The sequence below is a fragment of the Streptomyces sp. YIM S03343 genome, from assembly GCF_054729195.1.
On sequence record NZ_JBPUKX010000001.1, the window covers coordinates 1,240,481 to 1,260,275 of the forward strand.

Annotated in this window: 37 protein-coding genes and 1 pseudogene; 4 read left to right on the forward strand and 34 right to left on the reverse strand. The window is 70.7% G+C overall.

Annotated features, from left to right (window positions below; all coding sequences use genetic code 11):
- Positions 1–4: 4 nt before the first annotated feature.
- Genes ACSYGN_RS05450 through ACSYGN_RS05460 form a run of 3 tightly spaced genes read left to right on the forward strand, consistent with a single transcriptional unit; the run spans position 5 to position 1,667 of the window.
- Positions 5–958, forward strand: coding sequence for a hypothetical protein (locus ACSYGN_RS05450; RefSeq protein ID WP_460392382.1), 954 nt, complete (start codon positions 5–7; stop codon positions 956–958).
- A gap of 57 nt (positions 959–1,015) precedes the next feature.
- A complete protein-coding gene (locus ACSYGN_RS05455; RefSeq protein ID WP_460392384.1) occupies positions 1,016–1,234 on the forward strand; it encodes a hypothetical protein in 219 nt (72 codons plus the stop codon).
- Positions 1,227–1,667, forward strand: coding sequence for a DUF6221 family protein (locus ACSYGN_RS05460; protein WP_460392386.1), 441 nt, complete (start codon positions 1,227–1,229; stop codon positions 1,665–1,667). Before ACSYGN_RS05455 ends, ACSYGN_RS05460 begins: the two co-directional genes overlap by 8 nt.
- A 154-nt stretch (positions 1,668–1,821) precedes the next feature.
- Here the strand turns inward: ACSYGN_RS05460 and ACSYGN_RS05465 are convergent, their stop codons facing one another.
- From ACSYGN_RS05465 to ACSYGN_RS05565, 21 genes are all read right to left on the reverse strand, one after another.
- Complete coding sequence (locus ACSYGN_RS05465) at positions 1,822–1,971, reverse strand: hypothetical protein (protein ID WP_460392388.1); 150 nt, start codon at positions 1,969–1,971, stop codon at positions 1,822–1,824.
- Positions 1,968–2,357: a hypothetical protein gene (locus ACSYGN_RS05470; RefSeq protein WP_460392390.1), complete on the reverse strand. Its 390-nt coding sequence runs from the start codon at positions 2,355–2,357 to the stop codon at positions 1,968–1,970. The genes ACSYGN_RS05465 and ACSYGN_RS05470 overlap by 4 nt, the downstream gene beginning before the upstream one ends.
- A complete protein-coding gene (locus ACSYGN_RS05475) occupies positions 2,354–2,929 on the reverse strand; it encodes a hypothetical protein (protein ID WP_460392393.1) in 576 nt (191 codons plus the stop codon). Before ACSYGN_RS05475 ends, ACSYGN_RS05470 begins: the two co-directional genes overlap by 4 nt.
- Positions 2,926–3,147: a hypothetical protein gene (locus ACSYGN_RS05480; RefSeq protein ID WP_460392395.1), complete on the reverse strand. Its 222-nt coding sequence runs from the start codon at positions 3,145–3,147 to the stop codon at positions 2,926–2,928. The genes ACSYGN_RS05475 and ACSYGN_RS05480 overlap by 4 nt, the downstream gene beginning before the upstream one ends.
- Positions 3,148–3,204: 57 nt before the next feature.
- A complete protein-coding gene (locus ACSYGN_RS05485; RefSeq protein ID WP_460392397.1) occupies positions 3,205–3,531 on the reverse strand; it encodes a helix-turn-helix domain-containing protein in 327 nt (108 codons plus the stop codon).
- On the reverse strand, positions 3,528–3,797 hold the full coding sequence (locus ACSYGN_RS05490; protein WP_460392399.1) for a hypothetical protein: 270 nt from the start codon (positions 3,795–3,797) through the stop codon (positions 3,528–3,530). Before ACSYGN_RS05490 ends, ACSYGN_RS05485 begins: the two co-directional genes overlap by 4 nt.
- Positions 3,794–4,024 carry a hypothetical protein gene (locus tag ACSYGN_RS05495; RefSeq protein ID WP_460392401.1) on the reverse strand — a complete coding sequence of 77 codons (231 nt, stop codon included), beginning with the start codon at positions 4,022–4,024 and terminating at the stop codon, positions 3,794–3,796. The genes ACSYGN_RS05490 and ACSYGN_RS05495 overlap by 4 nt, the downstream gene beginning before the upstream one ends.
- Positions 4,025–4,026: 2 nt before the next feature.
- Complete coding sequence (locus ACSYGN_RS05500; protein WP_460392403.1) at positions 4,027–4,194, reverse strand: hypothetical protein; 168 nt, start codon at positions 4,192–4,194, stop codon at positions 4,027–4,029.
- Positions 4,191–5,042 (reverse strand): hypothetical protein, encoded by an 852-nt coding sequence (locus tag ACSYGN_RS05505; protein WP_460392405.1) that lies wholly within the window; start codon positions 5,040–5,042, stop codon positions 4,191–4,193. Before ACSYGN_RS05505 ends, ACSYGN_RS05500 begins: the two co-directional genes overlap by 4 nt.
- Positions 5,043–5,124: 82 nt before the next feature.
- Positions 5,125–6,069, reverse strand: a complete 945-nt coding sequence (locus ACSYGN_RS05510; protein ID WP_460392407.1) for an adenine nucleotide alpha hydrolase family protein — start codon at positions 6,067–6,069, stop codon at positions 5,125–5,127.
- Positions 6,066–6,536, reverse strand: coding sequence for a hypothetical protein (locus tag ACSYGN_RS05515; protein ID WP_460392409.1), 471 nt, complete (start codon positions 6,534–6,536; stop codon positions 6,066–6,068). The genes ACSYGN_RS05510 and ACSYGN_RS05515 overlap by 4 nt, the downstream gene beginning before the upstream one ends.
- A gap of 25 nt (positions 6,537–6,561) precedes the next feature.
- Positions 6,562–6,741: a hypothetical protein gene (locus ACSYGN_RS05520; RefSeq protein WP_460392411.1), complete on the reverse strand. Its 180-nt coding sequence runs from the start codon at positions 6,739–6,741 to the stop codon at positions 6,562–6,564.
- Between the two features lie 181 nt (positions 6,742–6,922).
- Positions 6,923–7,120: a DUF6011 domain-containing protein gene (locus tag ACSYGN_RS05525; protein ID WP_460392413.1), complete on the reverse strand. Its 198-nt coding sequence runs from the start codon at positions 7,118–7,120 to the stop codon at positions 6,923–6,925.
- 17 nt (positions 7,121–7,137) lie between these two features.
- Positions 7,138–7,539 (reverse strand): hypothetical protein, encoded by a 402-nt coding sequence (locus ACSYGN_RS05530; protein WP_460392415.1) that lies wholly within the window; start codon positions 7,537–7,539, stop codon positions 7,138–7,140.
- Between the two features lie 123 nt (positions 7,540–7,662).
- Positions 7,663–8,250, reverse strand: a complete 588-nt coding sequence (locus ACSYGN_RS05535) for a hypothetical protein (RefSeq protein WP_460392417.1) — start codon at positions 8,248–8,250, stop codon at positions 7,663–7,665.
- Positions 8,247–8,462, reverse strand: coding sequence for a hypothetical protein (locus tag ACSYGN_RS05540; RefSeq protein ID WP_460392419.1), 216 nt, complete (start codon positions 8,460–8,462; stop codon positions 8,247–8,249). The genes ACSYGN_RS05535 and ACSYGN_RS05540 overlap by 4 nt, the downstream gene beginning before the upstream one ends.
- Positions 8,459–8,683 (reverse strand): hypothetical protein, encoded by a 225-nt coding sequence (locus ACSYGN_RS05545; protein ID WP_460392421.1) that lies wholly within the window; start codon positions 8,681–8,683, stop codon positions 8,459–8,461. The genes ACSYGN_RS05540 and ACSYGN_RS05545 overlap by 4 nt, the downstream gene beginning before the upstream one ends.
- Positions 8,680–8,961 carry a zinc finger domain-containing protein gene (locus ACSYGN_RS05550; RefSeq protein WP_460392423.1) on the reverse strand — a complete coding sequence of 94 codons (282 nt, stop codon included), beginning with the start codon at positions 8,959–8,961 and terminating at the stop codon, positions 8,680–8,682. Before ACSYGN_RS05550 ends, ACSYGN_RS05545 begins: the two co-directional genes overlap by 4 nt.
- A 23-nt stretch (positions 8,962–8,984) precedes the next feature.
- On the reverse strand, positions 8,985–9,722 hold the full coding sequence (locus ACSYGN_RS05555; protein ID WP_460392425.1) for an ATP-binding protein: 738 nt from the start codon (positions 9,720–9,722) through the stop codon (positions 8,985–8,987).
- 9 nt (positions 9,723–9,731) lie between these two features.
- Positions 9,732–10,670: a hypothetical protein gene (locus ACSYGN_RS05560; protein WP_460392427.1), complete on the reverse strand. Its 939-nt coding sequence runs from the start codon at positions 10,668–10,670 to the stop codon at positions 9,732–9,734.
- 57 nt (positions 10,671–10,727) lie between these two features.
- A complete protein-coding gene (locus ACSYGN_RS05565) occupies positions 10,728–11,306 on the reverse strand; it encodes a GIY-YIG nuclease family protein (RefSeq protein WP_460392429.1) in 579 nt (192 codons plus the stop codon).
- Positions 11,307–11,396: 90 nt separating this feature from the next.
- On the opposite strand from ACSYGN_RS05565, the gene ACSYGN_RS05570 reads away from it, so the two are divergent.
- Positions 11,397–11,639, forward strand: a complete 243-nt coding sequence (locus ACSYGN_RS05570; protein ID WP_460392431.1) for a hypothetical protein — start codon at positions 11,397–11,399, stop codon at positions 11,637–11,639.
- Between the two features lie 61 nt (positions 11,640–11,700).
- Here ACSYGN_RS05570 and ACSYGN_RS05575 read toward each other — a convergent pair whose 3' ends face one another.
- The 13 genes and pseudogenes from ACSYGN_RS05575 to ACSYGN_RS05635 all read right to left on the reverse strand — a co-directional run bounded on the left by ACSYGN_RS05575 (position 11,701) and on the right by ACSYGN_RS05635 (position 19,772).
- Positions 11,701–12,645 (reverse strand): hypothetical protein, encoded by a 945-nt coding sequence (locus ACSYGN_RS05575; RefSeq protein ID WP_460392433.1) that lies wholly within the window; start codon positions 12,643–12,645, stop codon positions 11,701–11,703.
- Between the two features lie 102 nt (positions 12,646–12,747).
- Positions 12,748–12,942 (reverse strand): hypothetical protein, encoded by a 195-nt coding sequence (locus tag ACSYGN_RS05580; protein WP_460392435.1) that lies wholly within the window; start codon positions 12,940–12,942, stop codon positions 12,748–12,750.
- 59 nt (positions 12,943–13,001) lie between these two features.
- A complete protein-coding gene (locus ACSYGN_RS05585) occupies positions 13,002–13,175 on the reverse strand; it encodes a hypothetical protein (RefSeq protein ID WP_460392437.1) in 174 nt (57 codons plus the stop codon).
- Positions 13,172–13,744, reverse strand: coding sequence for a hypothetical protein (locus tag ACSYGN_RS05590; protein WP_460392439.1), 573 nt, complete (start codon positions 13,742–13,744; stop codon positions 13,172–13,174). The genes ACSYGN_RS05585 and ACSYGN_RS05590 overlap by 4 nt, the downstream gene beginning before the upstream one ends.
- Before the next feature lie 3 nt (positions 13,745–13,747).
- On the reverse strand, positions 13,748–14,191 hold the full coding sequence (locus ACSYGN_RS05595; protein ID WP_460392441.1) for a hypothetical protein: 444 nt from the start codon (positions 14,189–14,191) through the stop codon (positions 13,748–13,750).
- A gap of 649 nt (positions 14,192–14,840) precedes the next feature.
- Positions 14,841–15,053: pseudogene (locus tag ACSYGN_RS05600) on the reverse strand (WhiB family transcriptional regulator); the annotation flags it as partial.
- A 38-nt stretch (positions 15,054–15,091) separates the two neighbouring features.
- Positions 15,092–15,973: a hypothetical protein gene (locus ACSYGN_RS05605; protein ID WP_460392443.1), complete on the reverse strand. Its 882-nt coding sequence runs from the start codon at positions 15,971–15,973 to the stop codon at positions 15,092–15,094.
- Positions 15,970–17,448, reverse strand: a complete 1,479-nt coding sequence (locus ACSYGN_RS05610) for a DNA cytosine methyltransferase (protein WP_460392445.1) — start codon at positions 17,446–17,448, stop codon at positions 15,970–15,972. Before ACSYGN_RS05610 ends, ACSYGN_RS05605 begins: the two co-directional genes overlap by 4 nt.
- A gap of 2 nt (positions 17,449–17,450) precedes the next feature.
- Positions 17,451–17,702 (reverse strand): hypothetical protein, encoded by a 252-nt coding sequence (locus ACSYGN_RS05615; protein ID WP_460392447.1) that lies wholly within the window; start codon positions 17,700–17,702, stop codon positions 17,451–17,453.
- Positions 17,702–17,986: a hypothetical protein gene (locus ACSYGN_RS05620; RefSeq protein ID WP_460392449.1), complete on the reverse strand. Its 285-nt coding sequence runs from the start codon at positions 17,984–17,986 to the stop codon at positions 17,702–17,704. The genes ACSYGN_RS05615 and ACSYGN_RS05620 overlap by 1 nt, the downstream gene beginning before the upstream one ends.
- On the reverse strand, positions 17,983–18,528 hold the full coding sequence (locus ACSYGN_RS05625) for a hypothetical protein (protein WP_460392451.1): 546 nt from the start codon (positions 18,526–18,528) through the stop codon (positions 17,983–17,985). The genes ACSYGN_RS05620 and ACSYGN_RS05625 overlap by 4 nt, the downstream gene beginning before the upstream one ends.
- Positions 18,529–18,609: 81 nt before the next feature.
- Complete coding sequence (locus ACSYGN_RS05630) at positions 18,610–19,248, reverse strand: hypothetical protein (RefSeq protein WP_460392453.1); 639 nt, start codon at positions 19,246–19,248, stop codon at positions 18,610–18,612.
- Positions 19,245–19,772: a hypothetical protein gene (locus ACSYGN_RS05635; protein ID WP_460392455.1), complete on the reverse strand. Its 528-nt coding sequence runs from the start codon at positions 19,770–19,772 to the stop codon at positions 19,245–19,247. The genes ACSYGN_RS05630 and ACSYGN_RS05635 overlap by 4 nt, the downstream gene beginning before the upstream one ends.
- Positions 19,773–19,795 lie beyond the last annotated feature (23 nt).

Consider the following 19,795-nt stretch of genomic DNA (forward strand, 5'->3'; position numbering starts at 1 on the left):
CGCCGTGTTGATCATCCACCGGTCCAAACCGACCGGGAACTTCACCATCCTCCCGAACGAACTCATCCGAGACGACCGGCTCAGCTACTGCGCCCGGGGCGTCCTTGCCGAGTTGCTGTCCCGGCCCAACGGGTGGGAGACGAACGCCGATGCCCTCTCCGAGCGCGCCCGTCGGCATCGCGACGGCCGGGGCGAGGGGCGGCGGGCCATGCGCTCGGCGCTCGCCGAGTTGGAGGACGCCGGGTACATGGTCCGGCACAAGCGGAAGGGCGAGAAGGGCCGCTTCGTGACCGTGCTGGAGCTGTACGACGTCCCGCAGGACCGGGGTACCGCTCGCGGTACGTCGGTGAACGGTACGTCGGTCGGCGGTACGTCCGTGAGCGGTACCTCTTCAAGAAGTAGTGATCCAGGAAGTACTGATGAGGAAGATCTAGACATCAACACTCTCTCTCCCGCCGTCCCCGCTCCGCGCGTGGAACCGGAACCCGTGCATGAGAGAGAGATCTCTGCATCCATCGATCAGCCGACGACTGCACAACGGCTGGTGCGCGCCGCCGGACTCGTCGAGAGCAGCGAGGAGGAGGCGTTCATCTCCTGGGCGGCCGACTACTACCGCATTCGCAGCAGCGCCCTGTGGCGCACCGTCGCCGCGAACGGGGACCTGGCGGACTGGGTGACCACCTGGCGCGCCCAAGGCGCCGCAGGAGGCACACAGCCGCTCTCCGGGACCGACGCCATCGTCTCCGGGTGGATGGACGTCGCGAACCAGCTCCAGGGCCGCCAGCACACGCCGTACGACAACAGCGTCTGGGACCGCCTCGCCCAGCAAGCGGCAGCAGGAGAGCGCCCGGACGGCTGGGAGCGCTACCCGCACTGCGGCCACCCCGACTGCGACGAGACCACCCGCATGCGGGACGGGTCGTACTGCTCCGGCTGTCATCCGGCGCTCCAGTTCTGACCACCCACCCCACGGCGCCCGGTAGTTTTGCCGGGCGCCACCCGGAAGGAGAACCCAATGGCCGTGTTCAAGGTGACGGCGTACCGGGGTGCCCGGAACTGGCATCTGAAGATCGGCGACTACAGCCGGACCGTCCGGGACGGTGACGGTCTGCCGCCCGCGCGGGAGCAGGCGGACGCGCTGCGTGTGGAGTTGGCGGAGCGGTCATCCCGGTACCGGTCCGGGTGGACGCACATCGACGTACAGCCCGTAGTCGAGGAGGTGTCGGGTGAGTGATCTGGTGGAGTTTCTCCGGGCGTGTCTCGACGAGGACGAGCGGATCGCGCGCGCTGCTACGCCCGGGCCGTGGGGGTGGACCCCCGAGACGGACGTGTGGGACCAGAACGGTCCGACCCTCATCCGCCAGGGCCACGACGGCTGCGAGGGCCGTGATCTGGTCGAGGTGCTGGCGGGTTGGGGGCACGACGCGTGGGGCCTGAACGTCGGCGACGCGGATAAGGCGTACTTCGCTGCGCATGATCCGGTTCGGGTGCTGCGGGAGACCGACGCCCGGCGGCGGATCATCGCCGAACACGCACTCAACGGCTGGGTTTGCTCCACCTGCGACGACGGGGAAGTTCCGCCCCAGGCGTTTCCCTGCCCGACCCTGCGTCTACTCGCCCTGCCCTACGCTGACAAGCCTGGATACCGGGAGGAGTGGGCGCCGTGAGTGACACGACTTGGGGCTGAGCCCCTGCACAGACGGAGGCCCCGCCGGTACGAGTTCGGCGGGGCTTCCGTGTTGAGTAGCGCGGTCGTGGGACCAGCATGACCCGGGCTGACCGCACCACCCAGGGTACGGGCCGCCGCTGACAGTGGGCGGGTCAGAGCATCCGGCAGGTCCGCCACAGCCACTCAGCAGCCCAGGAGTGTCCGTGTTCGACGAGTCGGGCGCCGATGCCGTCGATGCGGTACTCGGCACGGAGCCGTGCGCGGGTGCGCAGCGGGAGCCGGGTGACGAGGCGGGCGGTCACGGCTGCTCCTCCTTCAATTCGAACCCCAACTCCACACGCAGTCGCCGTAGCCGCTCCCACGGCAGGCACCCGTGATGACCCGCCTTCACCGCCGCCAGGACCGCCGGGTCAGTGGACTGGTACGCGGCCGCGAGGAGGCGCAGCCAGTCGCTGTCGGTCCAGACCGTAGTGCCGTGGTAGCAGCGCTGCTGGACTTTACGGTCGCGGGAGGGCGGGCAGCCGAGCTCGACGAGCGGGTAGGAGAAGCGGCCGATCATCAGGTCGCAGTGCGGGTGTCCGTCGATGCCGTTGCGGATGGCGGTCTCGGCGGCTTCGGGGGTGGTGTATTCGCCGTGGAGGGTGGCGGGGTCGTGGGAGAGGCAGAGGATCGCGTAGGTGCTGCTCACTGGTCCTCCAGGGTGGTGGTGTCGGTCAGGCCGGCGAGTTGGGCGTCGGCGAGGCGGAGGCGCTGCTGGAGCTGCTCGACATGCCGGTCGCGGACGGCGAGTACGGCGGTGGCGATGTCGTCGGGGTAGCGGGCGGCCGTGTTGCGGATGGCTTGCGCGTACAGGTGGTGGAGGTAGGCGGGGTCGGTGATCATGGCCGGGTTGGTCGCTTCGGTCGCTGCCGGAACGGGCGCGGGCTCGTCATGCCATCCGCATCCGTCGTGCGCCCTGTGCGCGTCTGGGTGTTCGGCGGGCTTGATGCAGGCGTGGGCGTCTCCCCACGGTCCGGGAGCGCCGCAGATGGGCGTGGCGGGCGGCGGCCAGGGCAGGGGGCCGCCGAACATGGCTGTGATCTTCTCGTACAGGCCGGTGCCGTCCGGCTCGGGCTCGGCTTCGATCGCGGCGTACAGCTCGGCGGCGGTGATCAGGCCCTTCCGGTGGAGAGCGGCGGCGTCCCGTGCTCTGTCGAGCCGGTCGTAGAGGGCGTCGAGTTGATCACTGTTGAGATTGTCCAAGGGGATGCGGTCGGTCACTTCTCGCTCCCGTTGAGGACGCGGGCCAGCTTCATGGCTTCGGGTGAGGCGGTGCGGTGGCCGAACTCGGCGAGGCGGTATTCCTCGTCGCGGGCCTCGCGTTCCAGCCATTCGGCGACGGGCAAGGCGAGGCGCTGGAGTTGGCCGGTGATGAACGGTTCGACGTTGCGGAGGGTTTGGGCGGCGGCGCGTAGTTCCTGTGCGGCGGTGAGGGTCATGTGGTGCTCCGTGGTTGGGGGCCGCCCCGGGGTGGGGCGGCCGAAGCGGGCGAGGGGTCAGGCGGCGGCGCCGCAGGTGCGGCAGGCGAATCCAGCGGGCGGTTTGTCCATGCAGGCGTTGCACTTCGGCGTGGTGATCAGGTGTTGGACGGTGACGCCGAGGACGGCGGCGAGGGAGACGACGTCGTCGACGTAGATCGCCACCGGGGAAGCGCCGGGGGTGGCGGCCTTCTCCATGCGGCGGATCGTGCTGAACCCGACCGGTTTGCCGACGCGTTGTGTCTCGCTGGCGAGGGTGCGCTGGGATATGCCGCGCGCTTTGCGGAGTGCGGCGACGTTGGCGCCGACGGCTCGGGAGACGGCGAGGTTGTCGGCGCGGGTCATGCTGCTTCCTTCCAGTCGTGCGGTCCTGTGCGGGCGTCTGCGGGCTCAGGAGGGGTTCCGGCGACGCGAGAGCCGCACGGCGGGGTGTTCGTGCGGGAGACGGCGGCGTAGGCCCGTGCTGCGCCCTTCCGTGCCCACCGGCCCGCCAGCCACAGCACCGTGACGGTCGCGTACCCGACAGCCGTCACCACGAGCGCGAACACGGCGACCCACGCGAGCAGCGCCCAGCCGATGGCGGTCGCGGCGTCTATCACCTCGGCGATCACCGCTGCTCCCCCTCGTCGTCGCGGCGGTGCCGCCACGCGTGGACCGTGCGCGCCGGGTCGGTGGCGAGCAGCAGCGTGAACAAGACGGCCTGCCGGGGCTTGGTCGTCCAGCGGTCGAGGTGGAACCGCAGCTGCCAGTTCGCCCAGTCGGCGAGCCGCTCGTACGGCCTGGTGCGGCCGATGAGGTAGCCGACGGCGAGGGCGGCGGTGAGGGCGAGCCAGATCACGGTCACACCTCCCCGCAGACATGGCCGTCGGGGTCGAAGGACTGCCCGTCCTCGTCGTGCAGGACGAGTCCGTCGTCCTCGTCGTACCAGCCGTCTCCGGTGGCACCGCAGGCGCCGCACTCCCATGTACCCGCCAGGCTGATGCCGGTGAATCCTCCGCCACTGCTCACTGCTGCTCCCCGTCCTGCTGGTCGATGCGTTCGGCGGCGTGCAGCATGTCGGCGACGTCCTGGGCGCCCTGCGCGCGCTGGTGCCAGTTCTCGTTGCGGAGGCGGGTGGCGATCTGGTCGGCCGTCTCCGCCGCAGACACCAACGGCCGCGTCTCGGTGGTGGGCTGCTGCTGCGCCCCGGCAGCCCTGCAGCGCAGCCCCATCACGACGTCCCGGACCGCTGTGCAGTATCGGGGGTCACTGCCGGGGTCGAGGGACTGTTCCAGCACCCGCTCGTAGAAGTCAGCAACGTCGCGGAGCGCGGTGGCCCCGTCGGCGGTACGGGCGGTCTCCGGCTCGGACTGCTGCGCCACGGCAGCCAGACGACGCAGCCGTTCCAGCGCGGCCTCGTCGTCCGGGCCGAACTCGTCGGGCCGGTTCGCCATCTGGTCGGCGGCGAGCATCAGGGCGTAGCCGAGGAACCCCCGCTCGGAGGCGGTCAGCGGCACCGAGGCGGCGCGCATGGTGGTGTCGTAGGCGGCGAGCAGCCCCACCACCCGGTCGGCGCGCTCCAGGTACGCCTGGTAGGCGGGGCTCCGACGCCTGTCGTAGTCGGGCACCCACCGGTGGCCGTCGGCGTCGGCGAGGACGTCAGCGACCCGCTCGCGGAGGACTGCCGGGTCGGTGGTCGGGGCCGACGGCACAGGCAGCACCGCGGCCAGCGCGGCCACGGCGATGTTCCGCGGGTCGTCGACGACGAGGCTCGTGCCCTCGGTACGGCAGCGCTCCCAGACCGCGGCGGCGATGGCCTCCAGCTGGGGATGGCCGTCGATCCAGTCGGCGTGCGCGGTGGTCGGGTCGGTGGTCATGGTCTGCTCCAGATAGGGTCGGGGCGCCCGGCCGGCCGTGGCTCCAACACGGCCGGCCGGTGCCATGGGGTGGGTCACGCGGTCAGGCCGCGTCGCTGACGTCGACGGGCTGCCCGGAGCGGCACGCCCACGGGGAGCAGCCGTCGGGGTCGCCCTGCTCCAGTTCGATGTCGGCGATCTGGTCGAACAGGTCCGTCTGCCTGCCCTTCCACTCGTGCCAGGTGACGCGATCGATGGGCGCCTGATCGAGCGGCAGCCGTGAGGCGTGCAGGTACGCCTCGCCGAGCAGCGGCTTGCCGTTGGCGTTGCCGCGGGCGTTGCCGGAGCGGATGGCGTGGTCGAAGTCGACGGCGTCTGCCCACTCCTCGGGGTTGTGGTCGCGCAGCTCGCGCCACTGGCGGTTGCCGTGGAACGGGCAGCCGATGCACGCGCTCTTCGGGGTGGACGCCCAGCCGTTGGCGCGGAGGTAGCGCAGGCAGTCCTCGCGGGTCCAGCCTTCGCGGCCGTCGGCAGCGCCGTCGAGGTAGAGCAGCGGGTGCCAGGACTTGAGGTACTGGATGCCGGAGTCCTTGGCGCGGCCGAACTCGTCGCGGCTGATGCCGACCCACTGTTCGGCGTACACGCCGCGCGGTATCGGGGTGGGGTGCGGGTAGCCCAGCAGTCGCCGGACCTGCGCCTTGATCGGCTTCAGCTTGTACTCGGCCGTGCACTGCCGCCGAGTCATCCCATCGCCGCCGTCGGGGTTCTTGACGAACAGCGGCATCGAGGCGAACCGGTGCTCGGGGTCGAGGGCGTCGTTGCGGATGTTCCCGGCAGACACGCGGTAGACGGGGATCCCGGCGGGCTGGGCGATCTCGCGCTCCAGCCGGTCGAGGTGCTCGTACACGGCGGCTGGCTCCCAGCCGGTGTCCGCGAACACCGCGGCGTCGAGCTTGGGGAGGCGGCCCTCGGCGGCGAGGAGGAGCAGGGTGGTGGACTGGACGCCAGCACCGAGGGACAGGACGCGGAGGGCGGGGCTGGTGGTCATCGCCCACCGTCCTGGGTGGTGGCGGCCGGACGGGCAGCGGCGCGGTACACGGCGAGCTGGTCGTGTCGGCTGATCAGCTCGTGGCCGGGCACGTACTTGCTGCACTCCTTGGCATGCAGGCCGCCGCAGCGGGCGCAGGTGCACGGCAGTTCCCCGCGGAGGCGCAGGAGCAGCTCGTAGAGGGCGGAGGCGCGGTCGTGGTCCGGCTCGGCGGTGAGCTGCTCGTCGATGAGGTCGGCGGCCCAGGTGATGGCCTGGCTGCGCGCGGTCTCCAGTTGCTGGCGGAGGTGCTGGTTGTCGGCGAGCAGCGCGGGGATGTCCTCCTCCAGGACCGCCTCCGCGTTCTCCAGGGCCTGTTGGCCGGGCTGGGGCGAGTTGCGGTTGATCCACTCGGTGAGGGCGGCGCGGCGGTCCTTGGCGCGTGCGGTGATCTCGTCGAGCTGCTGGGTGGTGAGGGGCTCGGTCATCGGGTTCTCCGGGTGGTCGGGGCGGTCAGGCGGTGACGGGGCTGCTGTCGTCCTTCGGCGGCCACGTCCCGGCGGCGATCTGCGCGCGGCGGACGTCGAGGAGTCGGCGCAGGGCGCTGGCCTTGGCTTCGGCTTCGCGGATGGCGATCTCGATGCTCTCGGGGCTGGCGTGTGTGGCGTAGAGCGGGCTGATGCGAGTGGTCATCAGGTCCTCCGAGTTCGGGCGGTTCGGGTTGCGTGGCTGTGCGGGCGCCTGGCGGGTTCGTAGCGGCCTGGTGGCCCTCGGGTCCGCTGCGCCTCTCCCGTGGCTCCTGTGGCGCTGTGGGGGCGTCTGGCGGGGGTCTGGGTGGCTTGGCGTGCGGTGCAGGGTTGGCCGGGCGGCCGGGCTACAGCGACCAGAGGGTGGGTTGCATGGGTTCGAGGGCGAGTTCTGCCTGTCCGGGCATTTGGTCGGTGCTGGTGGTGGTGCGGATGCGTGGCGGCCGGCCGTTGAGGCGTTGCCAGCAGACGGGGCCCATTCCTCTGGCGACCGAGACGGGGTCGCGGAGGGCGTGGCCGCAGGTGCATCGGGGGGTTGCGTTCATTTTCCCATGTTTTGAGGCTAGTTGGGCTGGTTTCGGGCGGCTTGCTCGGCGGCGGTCTTCATGATCTGAATGCCGTCCCGGTGGGCGTTCACGGCCATCGCGACGTAGGCGTGCCAGGTACGGGCACCGTGGAGTTCCGCCTTGAGACGTTCGATCTCCCGGCGGGCCTTGGCGAGTTGGTCGGCCAGGTCGGGGCAGGTGCAGACGTCGGCCCGGTCGGGGTCCTGGGCGCGTGCGGCGCAGCCGGGGATGAGGTAGCGGCCGCCGTGGCCGTCGTCGTACCAGTGGCACGGCTGGGGGCCGGAGTGCTCGCTCTCGGGCGGGAGGCCCTGCTCGGCGCGGAGGCGGTCGGCTTTCTGCTGGAGGGTTTCGGTGGTGTAGGCGTTGCCTTGGGCGTCGAGGGTGCGGCGGGGGCTCACGGGGTCTCCTCGGTGGGGCTGTTCCGGCAGGGCGGTGGGGTGTTGGGCGGGTTTCCAGCGGTTTGGGTTGTCATGGGGTGGTGACGGCGGGACGGGTGCGGGTGAGGTCGGGGGCGGTGTCGGTCACGGCTCCTCCTCGGGTTCGGGGAGCTGGTAGCCGGCCTGTTCGAGGCGCCAGGTGAGGTCTCCTGCGTCGATGCCGCCGGTGTCGTTGGACTCGCAGACCCAGCCGGAGACGATGCGGAGGATGTCGTCGCGCTGTTTCTCGGCGCGCTGCCGGAACTCGTGCGGGGTGGGGCGGGTTCGGCGCTGGATGGTGACGGTGTACGAGTCCATGGGGTTGTTGCCGTCGCGGAGGTCCATGGAGACGGACGGGGCCTGCATGTCGGTTTCGAGGTAGTTCTCGGCGCCGTAGCCGTCGAGGACGCCGCGCATGGAGGCGACGAAGATTTTCAGGATCTCGGTGGCGGGTTCGAGTTCGAGGGTGGCGACGCCGTTCTGGATGGTGAGGGCGCGCATCATCGTGCCGTCGGTGAGGATCTCGGCGGCGACGTCTCCGAGGGCGTCGATGGCGATGTCTCCGAGGAGGTGCCAGTCGCCGTCGTTGAGGCGGTGCCATTCGTGGTGGGTTTCGCGGAGTGCCTTGGTGATGGCCTCGCGGGCCTGCTTCAGGCGCTGGTGCCGCTGTGCTTCGGTGAGTTCGGTGGTCACTGGCTGATCTCCTTGTCGGTGAGGTCGTCTGCGGGCTCTGGGGGCGGTACGAGACGCAGCCGAGGCCTCTGGGCGCCGGGTGTGCCGACCGCGTTGCAGAGGGCTGCCCAGTGGGCGTCTTGCTCGGCTTCTGTCCACCGCCTGGTACGGGGCGGCGGGTGCGGGGGCCGGGTGGGGATCGTCTCGGCGAGCAGCCGGTCCAGTGCGCTCACGGTGTGCGTTCCGGGTGGAGGACAGCGACCACAGCGCTGGCGGGCTGTCGGCCGCGGCCGGAGCAGGCGGGGCAGTAGTCGCCGCGCGGGGTGGTGTGCCAGCCGCGGTACCGGGCGGCGGCGCGGGCTTCGTCGAGGGTGGTGGCGTCGGTGAGGAGTTGGCTGGTGCAGCTGCCGTACCGCCACATGCGGTCGCAGTGGACGGTGATGCGGGCGCTCATGCTGCGGTCTCCTGGGCTTCCTGGTAGCGGCGGGCATGGACGGTCGTACGGGCGTGGCCCTCGTCGTGACACGGCGTGCCGGGCTCGACCTGGCAGTCCGGGCAGCAGGCGACGGCTTGGGCCCACGCGGAGATGCGCTGCGGGTGCGGGGCGGGAAGGTGCCGGCCGGACTTGCGGAGGGTGCAGGGCTTGTGTGCGGCGGCGTGGCATTGGGGGCAGGGGGTGGCGCGGGCGGGGTGTTGTCCGCTGCGGAGTTGGTGGCGGAGCGATTCGGGCATGGGGGCGGTGTAGCGGGGGCGGTTCACGAGACGCTCCTGAGGGTGCGGCGGAGGTCGGGGCCGTCGAAGCTGACGATGGTCGCGGTCTGCGCAAGACGGGATGCGAGCCGGTCGCCGAGGCGGGTCACCAGGTCCGAGGCCGCTGCCCCGCCGGTACGGACGGGGAGGTTCGTGGTGATGAGCAGCGGGAGCGACTCGTTGTAGCGGTGGTTGACGATGCGGGTTGTCGTCTCCTCCGTGAACTCTGAGAGCTTCTCGGTGCCGAGGTCGTCGAGGAGGAGCAGCGGGATTCGGCAGAGCCGCTTCAGTTCGTGTTCGCTGCCCTTCTCGGAGCCGCCGGGCCGCAGGAGCCCGTACAGGTCGGGGGCGGTGGTGGCGATCATCTGGAAGTTGCGGGGTCCGGCTTCGGCGATGCGGCGGAGGGCTCCGTATGCCTGGTGGGTTTTGCCGGTGCCGATGGCGCCGTGGAGGACGAGGAAGCCGGCTTCGCGGTAGTCGTTGGCGGCGCGGTCGGCCCATGCGCAGACGGCCGGGTGTTCGGCGGTGGCGTTGCGGTAGCGGTAGGGGACGGCGGTGGTCCAGCGGTTGAGGGCGAACTCGGCGCGCTGGCGGCGGTGGTATTCGGGGTGGCCGGGCTCGTCGGGGTTGGGGGTGTCGTCGATGGGGCCCGCGGGGACGTTGGGGGCGTGCTGGGCGATTCCGGCCATGAGGCGGGCGAGCATGGAGGGCCGGTTCTCGGCGAGGCTTTCGGGTTCGGGCATGGGGGGTCCTTAGAAGTAGCCGAGGTCGTTTTCGTAGACGGACTGGTCGGGCTGCTTGTAGGGCTGGTAGCCGCCTGCGACGGCGCGCAGCGGGGGCCGTTCGGTGCCGGGCCTCGGCATGGGCGGGAGTTCGCGCCAGCCCTTGAGGAAGTACTTCGCCGACTCGACGTTGGTCCGGGCTGCGGCCTTGAGGGCGTGGTCGACCATGGCGGGCACGCCGCTGTTGGCGATCATCCCGAGGACGGGGAACCAGCCGTCGCCTTGGAAGGGCCAGCGGACGATGACGCCTGCCGCAGTGAGGCCGTCGACGAGAGGGCGCGCTTGGTCTGGGATGCCCGAGCCGAGATCAGGTTCAGCGGGCTCGCGCTTCTTGCTTGCTTGCTTCTTCTCCGTAGGAGAAGAAGGGGTATGGGATGGGGGCGGGGACGGGGTGTCGTTACTAACGCCGTTACGGATTCCGTTGACCTGCGACGATTCGTCTTTTGTCTGGTCGGTTCGCTGCGCCGTCGTGTCGCCGTCGTGTCGCGGTCGCGTCGCCGTCGTGTCGTCTTCGGTGTTCTGAGCCTCGCCCGTAACGCCGTTACGCTCGCCGTTACGGGCGGCCTCGCGCTCGGCCCGCTTACGCTCCCGGAACGCCTTCTGCCGCGCCGCGTTCGCGTCCCGGTCCGCCTGCACCCGCGCCCGGTCCGGGTTGTACTCAAGGAAGTCGTGGATGACCCACCCGCCCTCGATGCGGTCCCAGAGCCGGGCGTCCTCCAACTCCTTCGCTGCCGCCTTCACCCCGCGGATGCGGGCCACCAGCGGCAGCTCGCGGTCGAGGATCTTCCCCTCGGTCAGGTTCTCGGAGGACCAGCAAAGCGCGGAGACATACAGCCGGAAGGCGCGGTCGGAGACCAAGGCGACCTTGCGGTGCGTGGGGAACCGGTCGTCCAACTTGACCCAGGGCATGAGGCGCTTCTCTCGTTCGTGCTGATCAGGGGTTGTGCGCAGCGCGCGGCTGGCAGGTCATCTGCTGGCCTTGCGGTTGAGGTAGGGCAGATGGCGCCGGAGGAGGCGGTCTTCGAGGAGGTAGGCGTGTTCGCGGTCCTTGCAGGGGTGGGCCTGCCAGCGGACGAAGCGCTTGCCGTCCTTCGAGTGGGCGCCCATGCGGACGCTGAACTTGTCCGTCGAGCCGACGTAGCAAGGCATGTTGGCCTCGTCGAAGAGGACGTAGACCACGGAGATGCCGGCAATGGGCCGCGGGGCATCGGCGAGGATCGGGTACTCGCCGACCCAACTGCCCTCGGGTCCGTTGGGGAGCTGCCTGGCGAGCTGGACGACGCGTTTCCAGGGGACGCCGATGATCTCGTCCCACATCTTCATGCGGCCGGGCATCGGGATGTCGCGGACGGCCGCGAGGGTCGTGCAGAGCTGGCCCTGGGTGATGGCGCCGGTCCGGTACTCGGTGCCGATCCGGTGGAGCATCTGGGCCAGGGCGTCGCGGCGGGCTTCGGCGAGGCGGTCGGCCTTGGCCTGGATGAGGTGGATGTGCTGGAGGGTCGCGGACACAGATGTGGCCAGGCCCTCGGGGAGATCTTCAGGCATGAGACGAGAATACCGTTCGCGTACGAGATTCGCGACCTCCATCCGCGTTCGCGTAGCGGGAACGCGATTTGCCGTGGCACCATGGCAGCCATGACCAGTGATGCCGAGACCCAGATCCGGGAAGCCGCCCGCAAGCGCGAGGAGTCGAAGGCCGCCTTCGAGCGGGATGACGCAGTGCTGCGCAACCTGTTCGTGGCCTGGCGCGCCCGTGACGTGGGGCCGTCGGACATGGCTCGCTGGTCCGGCATGACGCGCGAGTGGGTCGCGAAGATCGCGCCCGATCCGAAGCGCGCCCGTGACCTCAGCGCTGCACGGAACGTCGCCGAGTCCTGACACCACCCCTCCTCTCGTCCTGGCCCCGCCGTGTGCGGGGCCTTCGTGCTGCCGGTGATCGCTACCGCTTGAGGGCGTAGACCTTCTCGCCACCGAGGAGCGGTGCGCCTTCGGGGCCCTTGATGTGGGGTGCGATCCATACCGGGCGGTGGACCTGCCGCCTCGGGAACCACTGCTGCCGCCAGTGGCCGCGCACGACCCACGCATGGTGGTACTCGCGGGTCCCTGGCCCGGCCTCGCCGGATCGCTGCGGGCGGCGCAGCTCGATGACGCGCACCGGCTTGGGCTCCTGATTCGCCCGGCGCAGACGCTTGCGGGCCGCGCGGTCGGGCTCCACCTCGGTCACGTCCGCGAGGGGCTGGGCCATCAGCAGCCATACGGCCTTCAGGAGGTCCACCCCGAGCGCGTCCTCCGACGCGTCCTCGCCCGTGACCGTGACGCTCTTCAGCTCGGTGTCCGAGAACGGCGCCACAGACTCGCAGTCGTAGGTGAACTTCGGCAGCGAGCCCTTCATCATCGCCTTCACCGCGTCGGGAAGCCCCGAGTCGGAGTCGCTATCGATGACGACGTCCGTGTCGGAGTACCAACTCACCCAGACGCCCCCGCCCTTGTAGTCGGCGAAGGGACATGGCCCCCATGAGGCAGCAACGATGGGGACCGCCTCGCCCGTGTACGGCGACGTGACCGTGCGGATGGGCTTCTCGAAGGCCATGAAGCCCCAGGGGGACGGCATGTCGTCGGGCGCGAGGGTGAAGCCAGGCATGGTCTTGGACGCTGCGGCGACCAGCTCGGTCATGTCGCCGTTGACCCAGAACAGTTCGCCGTTCCGTACCCGCTCGGCCTCAAGGCGGGCGAGTTCCCGGGCTGACGTGTGGGTGTCTCCGGGTGGCCGGATTGCCATGGCGCCCGCGCGGATGCATGCGTCGAACAGCGCCGGTCCCTTGGCGAGGTGGTAGGCCACTACCTCGGAGCGGGCTTCGGGGAGGTCCTGCGGGCGGATGTGCACGGTTCGGGTTCCTCTCGGTGTAGCTGCTGCCGGGGTCCCCGGGGCCGGTTGGGGGATGCCGGCCCCGGGGTGGGGCGGCGGGAGGCCGCCCGATTCAGGTGGTCAGGAGGGCTGCTGGTTTCCTGCGGCGATCACGGTGATCAGCAGCCACATCGACAGCCACGCCCCGAGCCAGATCCGCACCCAGTCCGGGGCGTGGCCGGTGGCCATCACGTAGGCGGCGGGCGGGAGTTCCAGGGCGAGGCCGAGGAGGCGTCCGCAGGTTTTGGCGCCGGGGCTGAGGGGGCGGCGTGTCATGGGGTGGTGGCCTTTCGGGTGGGGCCCCGCCGGACGATGCTGGCGGGGCGAGGGGCGGGTCAGAGAAGGTCGTCGACGACGTCCGCGAGCAGCTCGACCGCGTACCGGCCGAACCAGACGAGGACCGCGGCCACGGCGCTGGTCACGAGCCACCATGGGTAGGCGAGTTCCATCGCGCTGGTGATCGCTCCGGTGCAGGCGCCGAGGACCAGGCCGAGGAGGAAGCGCCTCATCGGGTGGCCGCCGGGGCGTCGAGCTGCGGCACGTCGGCGTACAACTTGATCGGCTGGCTGGAGACCAGGAACGGCTGGTCCGTCTCGACCAGAACTCCCGACTGCGTCCAGAAGAAGACGCCCATCTGGCCGCCCTCGTTGGGCCCGTAGGAGCCGTCGTCGCCGATGGCGTCGTTGGTGCAGGTGATGTGGTCGCCGCCGTAGCCGCAGTGGACGTTGACCTGCGTCGACGTCATCTGGGAGCCCGTGGACGAGACCTTGCCGCGGATGACGTAGTAGCCGATGACCTTGTCCGTCATCCCGGCGAACACGTACACGTAGTTCGTGTTGCCCTTGCTGTTGTACTGGGTCAGCCGGCGGGCGAGGTTCTTGCGCTCCAGCGGGTCCGACGGCATCCCGTTCGCGTACGGGTACGGGACCGCAGCGTTGAACTTCTGGGCGGTGCCGGCGGCGAGGTCGTTCTGTTTGGCCTGCTGCTTGCTGGCGTTGTTGTCGCTGGTGCATCCGGCGAGGAGCAGTCCGGTCACGGCGAGGGCGACGGTGGCGGCGGTGCGTCGGTTCAGGTTCATGGGTCAGTTCCCGCAGTAGTCGTCGGCGTTGAGGCGGTTGGGCAGGTTGGCGGGCACCCAGGGGGCGCCGAGGGTGCTGGACGTGTCGGCGTTGTACTGGGCGACGTCCTGGCGGCAGTTGAGTTGGGCGCCGAGGTGGTTGGCCTGGTCCTGGGCGGTGGCGCCCTTGGCGGTGGCCTGCCGCTTGAGGGTGGCGACGTTCTCCTGGTCGGCCTGGATCTGCTCGAACTCGCTGTTGAACGTGGCGGACCAGTGTTCGCGGTTCTTGGCGTTGTTCTGGTCGCGGTGGACGTCGCCTGCGCCCTTGATGCCGGAGGTGAAGACGCCGAGCCACCACAGGAGGGCGGAGAGGCCGCAGATGAAGAGGACGGTGCAGGTGATGGCGATGGCCGAGAGGCTGAAGCCGGTGGTTGCGTCGCCGATGTCGCGGCGACTGATGCGTGACATGTACGGGTCTCCTGTTGGTGTTGGGACGGGCCTCGCCGGGTGGTCCGGCGGGGCTGCCGGCTACTGGTTGATGGGGTGGCCGCAGTGCTTGCAGAACCCGGCGTTCGGAGGCTGCGGGGCGGCACAACGCGGGCACGTCATGACGCCTCCCGCTGTCCGACCGCGGCCGGCATCCCGGGCTCCGGCCGTCCGGCGAGAGCGTTCGGGGTGTGTGCGGGGCACCGTGGGCCGGTCAGGTAGGCGCGGACGCCCTCGACGGCCCCGCAATGCCGCTGCTCGGCGCCAACCCAGTGCGAGCACCGGGCGCCCTGCTGAGGGCCGGTCACCGGACGAGGACCTTCGTCGTGCCGGTCGCCCGCAACCTGCGGTCCGCCGCCGCGTTCGCCGCCCGGCACGCGTCACATGCGGTTTCACCGTTCTTGCGGTGCCACTGGTAGCCACTGCGGGTGCCGCACTCCGGGACAGCGGACTTCCGCTTCGCCCGCTCCCGCTTCTCAGCACACGCCCGGGTGTGCGCGGCCCGGCATGCGTCGTCGACGGGCTCGCCCGCCTTGACATGCCGGTCGTAGGCGGACGGGGTACCGCAGGCGGCGCGGGGTCGGCCGCCGCGCTGCGGTTCGATGTCGCCTTCCTTGATGTGGATCTTGAGGAGGCGGCGGCGCTCCGACTCGGCCACCCCGCCCCAGATGCCGTACGCCTGCCGGGTCTCCAACGCCCACTGCGCGCACGCCTTCACCACGGGGCAGCGACGGCAAACGGCCTTGGCCTCCTCGATCTGGAGTGCTGCGGCGCCGGTCTCGCCGATGGGGAAGAACAGGTCGTCCGGTGTCTCGCGGCAGGCGGCGGAATGCCGCCAGTCCACGGGGCGCGGGGGTTCGGGGTAGGACGCGTCGTGGCTGATCATGAGGCCACCGCCTCGGGGTACGCGGCGAGCGCCCGGTCGATGTACGACTTGTCCTTGCCGAGTTGGCGGGCGGCGGCGGCCCGGTCCAGGCCGGATGCCATCAGCCAGCGGACGTCCTCGGCGACGATCTCCAGCCGGGTCTTGCTGTACTCAGGCACGAACTCCGGGTCGTCGATCGCGCCCGGCTGCCGGTCCCAGTACGCGGGCGGCGGCCAGCCCGCCCGGGCGGCACGGTTACGGGCGACCACCACGTGCGTCTTGGATACGCCGTGCTTCTCGGGCCGTTTAGTGCGCAACCTGTCGTAGACGGCAGCGATGGCACGGGCCGTGGTCACGTACACGCGGGGCCGGTTGAGGATGTCGTGGGCGTTCTGGCTCGACAGGCCGGCACGGCGGGCGATGTGCGAGACGGGCCAGCCGCGCGCGACGAGTGCCTGAACCCGGCGGACGGTGCCCGTGGAGTTGATGCGCCCGCTCACGTGGCCGCCTGCGCGCACAGAGAGGATCTTCGCTTCGACGCCCGGGGTGATGCGGCGGCGGCGTGCGCGCCGCTTGGTGGGGTGCGGGCGCAGGATGTCAAGGACGGAGTGCACGGAGATGCCAGCGGCGCAGGCGATGGCCTCGGCGGACATGTCGGCCTGCTGGAGGCGCCGGATGTGCTGCCGTGCCCGGGTGGCGTCGACGAGGGCGTTGTAGGTGCCGGCCTTGCGGGCGCGGAGGCGTTCCTTGTTGCGTTCGTTGTACCGGTCGACGCATTCGGGGCGTCGGCAGCGGTAGTCGGTGTAGCAGGTGAGGGTGTCGTGGTGCGGCGCCTGCCGGAGCCCGGCCGCCGCGCGGGCGGCCAGGGTCTCGACGTCGAACGTCGTGGTGTTGGTCATGCGAGCCTCGCGGCGACGCGCTGGCCGAGCCACTGGGCGACGTTGCAGGAGACGGCGTTCCCGGCCTGCATGGTCTGCTCGCCCTTGGTGCCGTGGACGATGTAGTCGACGGGGAACCGCTGCGCGAGGAGCTGCTCGCGCGGCTGGATCATCCGGTAGTGGCAGTCCTCCAGCGCGGGCGCGGGTGAGGCGATGCCCGCAGAGTCGATCGTCGACAGGGTGTGGAGCGGCTCACCCGTGGTCTTCGTGGCCGCGTTGCGGTAGGGGATGACGAGCCAGTGGTGGCGGCCCTGCCCGGTGACGGTGTCGACGGGCTCGGACACCGGGCGCGTGGTCGAGTTGCGGCGAAGGGTGACGATGAACGAGTCGTCGGCCTGCGGCGGCGTGACCAGGGCCTCGAAGCCCTTGGGGTTGGCCATCCGTGTGCGCATGGGCTCGGCGGTCGTCGTGCAGGTGGTGTTCCAGGTGCCGCCGGACGGGACGAGGACGGCGTCACCGATCTTCGCGGTGCGCGCCGCCAGCGGCGCCCCGTCGGCGGGGAACGCGCGGCCGTCGTGGCCGCCATGGTTGACCGTCAGGACCATGCGGCGGTCGCCGAGGAGTTCCAGGCCCTTACGGATGCGGGTGACCGTGTTCGCGGCGAGGGGCCGCATCCCCTTCTCGGCGCGGTCGCCGATACGGACGCCGAGGTTGGACCAGTCGATGATGCTCGCGGCGGGGCGGACGTACGGCTCGACGACCGCATGCCTGCACCTGGGCCCGTTCGGGCACCGGTACACGTACTGGGCACCGTACTTGCCGAGGTGCCGCCCCTCCTTCTTCCATGACTGGAACGCGGTGACGGTCTCCTCGCACACCGGGCACCACGCCCGCGGGCGCGGCTCGACGTCGGGTAGCGGGATGCCCTCGCGGGTGCAGACGATGTAGATCCGGTCACGCCACTGCGGCGCCGCAGGGTTGGCGTCGTCGTCCCCGGCGTGCGCGGACGACAGGGACACGAACTGGATGTTGTAGCCGAGAGTCCGCATCCCCGACAGCCAGACGTCGAAGAGCTCCCAGTCCGCGGCCTCCATCACGTTCTCGACGAGGACCGCGCGGTAGCGGTGGACCTCGGTGGCGCGGATGACGTCCCAGAACGTGGCCCTGGTGCGGTCGAACGCGCCCGAGGAGATCGGGCCGAACTCCTCCAGCGCGGTCTGGCCGTGGCCCGCAGCGGTCTTGCGGCGGCGCCCGCCAGCCGGGCTCAGCTCGGTGCAGATCGGAGACGCCCACAGGACGTCCGTCTTGGGCAGGCGCCGCATGTCGTAGTTGTTGATGTCGGCGCACAGGTGGTCGGCGCCGGTGTGGTTGGCGGCGTGGGTCTCGATGGCGCGCTGCCAGTGGTTCGCGGCGAGCCGGAGTTCAAGGCCGGCGGCGACGAGTCCGGTGGAGGATCCCCCGGCGCCACAGAAGATGTCGGTGAAGGTGAGGCTCACGGTCAGTCCCCCTTGGTGGTGCGGTGGTTCGGGTCGTAGGCGGGCTGGTTGTAGCGGCGGTTCCAGGCGGCGGCCCACTCTTCGTGGGCGCCGGGCTGGTCGTCCGGGGCGTCGTGGCGCCACTGCTGGCCGTCCGCGTTCCACACCGGGCCGGGCTGGGGCTCGTCGTCGCGGTAGTCGCGGGCCGCCCGGATCAGCCCGTAGGCCAGCAGCAGGCAGGCGAGAACCCACACAAGCCAGAACACGGCGGCCATCACGCCTCCCGACGGCGGCAGTCGAGGCACATCAGGCTCTTGAGCACCCGGAACCTGACGTGCTGGGTGTCGCGGCGGCAGTTGGGGCACTGGGTGATCTCGATGACGAGCGCCTCCACCGAGTTCCGCTCCGGTTCGGGCACGGCCACGGGTGCGGGGGCGCGATGCCGGCCGCCACCGCCCCGGGTCTTGCGGGGGTGCGTGGCGCAGTAGCGGGCCAGTCCCGTCGCGTCGAGCAGGGCGGCCATCACGGAGGCGCCGCCGAGGGTGATCGGCCCGTTCACGACGCACCGCCGACAGCCCGCTCGTACAGCTCCCGGGACAGGGCCTCGTTCGCGTTCTGCGCCTCGTCGAGCCGCGCCTGTAGCGCGTTCGCCCGAGCCCACGCCTGCATCAGCTCGGCAGCCGGGGTACGCGGCCGGACAGGCGCGCCGTCGATGTGCCGCCCCTCGTTCCGCAGCTCGGCGAGCTCGGCCGTCAGCGTGGCCAGGTCCGAGCGGGCCCGCGACAGGAGCGTCCACAACGCGGCGGCCCGCATGGTCACCTCGGACCACGGGGCGGACCGCGAGAGGCCCACGGCGTCGGCGAGGGCCCTACGGCGGGCGTCGTGGTCAGCGAGGGCCGTCGGCGCCCCGCCGACGAGCTGCTTGCGGGTGGCGGCGAGTTCGCGGTCCGCAGTGGTGAACTGCTGGGCGGCGGTCTCGGCGGCAGCACGGTAGGCGTCACGGTCCTCGGCGAACTGGTTCCGCTCGGCGCGGATTCGCTCACGGTCGGCCTTGACGGCGGTCAACTCGGTTTGAAGGCGGAGGGTATCGAAGGGCCACATGTGGTTCTCCGTTCGGGGTTGTGGTTGCCTTAGGTCGGGCCGCCCCCGAATCCCGCGGGGGCGGCCCACCAGAGATGCGGGCTAGAACGGCTGGTCAGCTCCGCCGACGCTCCGCTTTCTGCGAGCACGCCACTCGGCGGTCCGGGCATTTCGGCAGACGCGGCACTTCCCGCGGCCTGTGCGGCGGTCGATGTAGGTGTTTTGCTCGGTCATCGCGTGACCGGCGCGGCACTCGGCCAGCGGTGAGGGCGACTTCCTCTTGCGCCGATTGAGCGCCTGCTCACGCGGGGTTGCCCAACGGCAGTTGCCCGGCTCGTACGGACCGTCGTTGTCGATCCGGTCGATGCTGCGGCCCTGGGGCCGGGTCCCCATGTCGGCGTAGAAGTTCTCGAAAGAGACCCGCCAGCGCTCACAAACGGTGATGCCACGGCCCCCGTAATCGGGGTACCGGGGGTCGTTCGGGTTGGTCGTTCGGGCGAGGACGCCGCTCCAAATCCTGAACTCGGTGGTGCCAGTCATCCCGTGGGTGACGTGTGCAGCCCGGCTTCGCTCTCCCTTGAGACAGCCGCAGGACTGGGTCTCTCCCCAGTGCTTGAGGCTGACGGACTTCTCAGTCCCGCAGTCGCAGCGGACGTGGATGGTCTGGTCGGTGGTGTTCCGATCAGCGATGACGATCAGTCGACCGATGCGCTCGCCAGCGCGGATGATGCGGAGGCTCACTCGGCACCGCCCGCGGTCAGCTCCGGCAGGACCAGGTGGCCGAGCGCGCCCGACCGATACGCCTCAGCGATCGCGGCCTTACCGGCGTCCGGGACCGTCATCCGCGTGTACGCCGCCCGCCCCTGCATCTCCACGCCCGGCACGTCGTGGAGTTCACCGGTCTCCGGGTCGGCCCACTGGGCGACGCCGGCGGCGGTCATCTCCTTCAGCAGCCGGGCGGTGAATGAGGCGCGGACCTCGGTGACGAAGCGGCGCTCAATCTCGGAGGAGTAGTTGGTGGTCACCCACTTCGTGAACGCCGCCATGTCGGCGACGACGGCAGCGGCCTTCGGCTGGACGAGGGTGGCGGTGCCGATGTCCTGCTGTTCGTCGAGGCTGATGGTGACCTTCTGGGTGCCGGTCTCGGCCTTGGCGGCGCGGAGGCCGTCCTCCAGCTCGCGCTTGGCGGCCTTCAGCTCGTCGCCGATGGCGGCGTGGAGGGTGGAGAGGACCGCGGCGCGGGCCGCGGTGTCCTTGAGGCTCATCGTGTGTTCTCCTTACGGGCGGG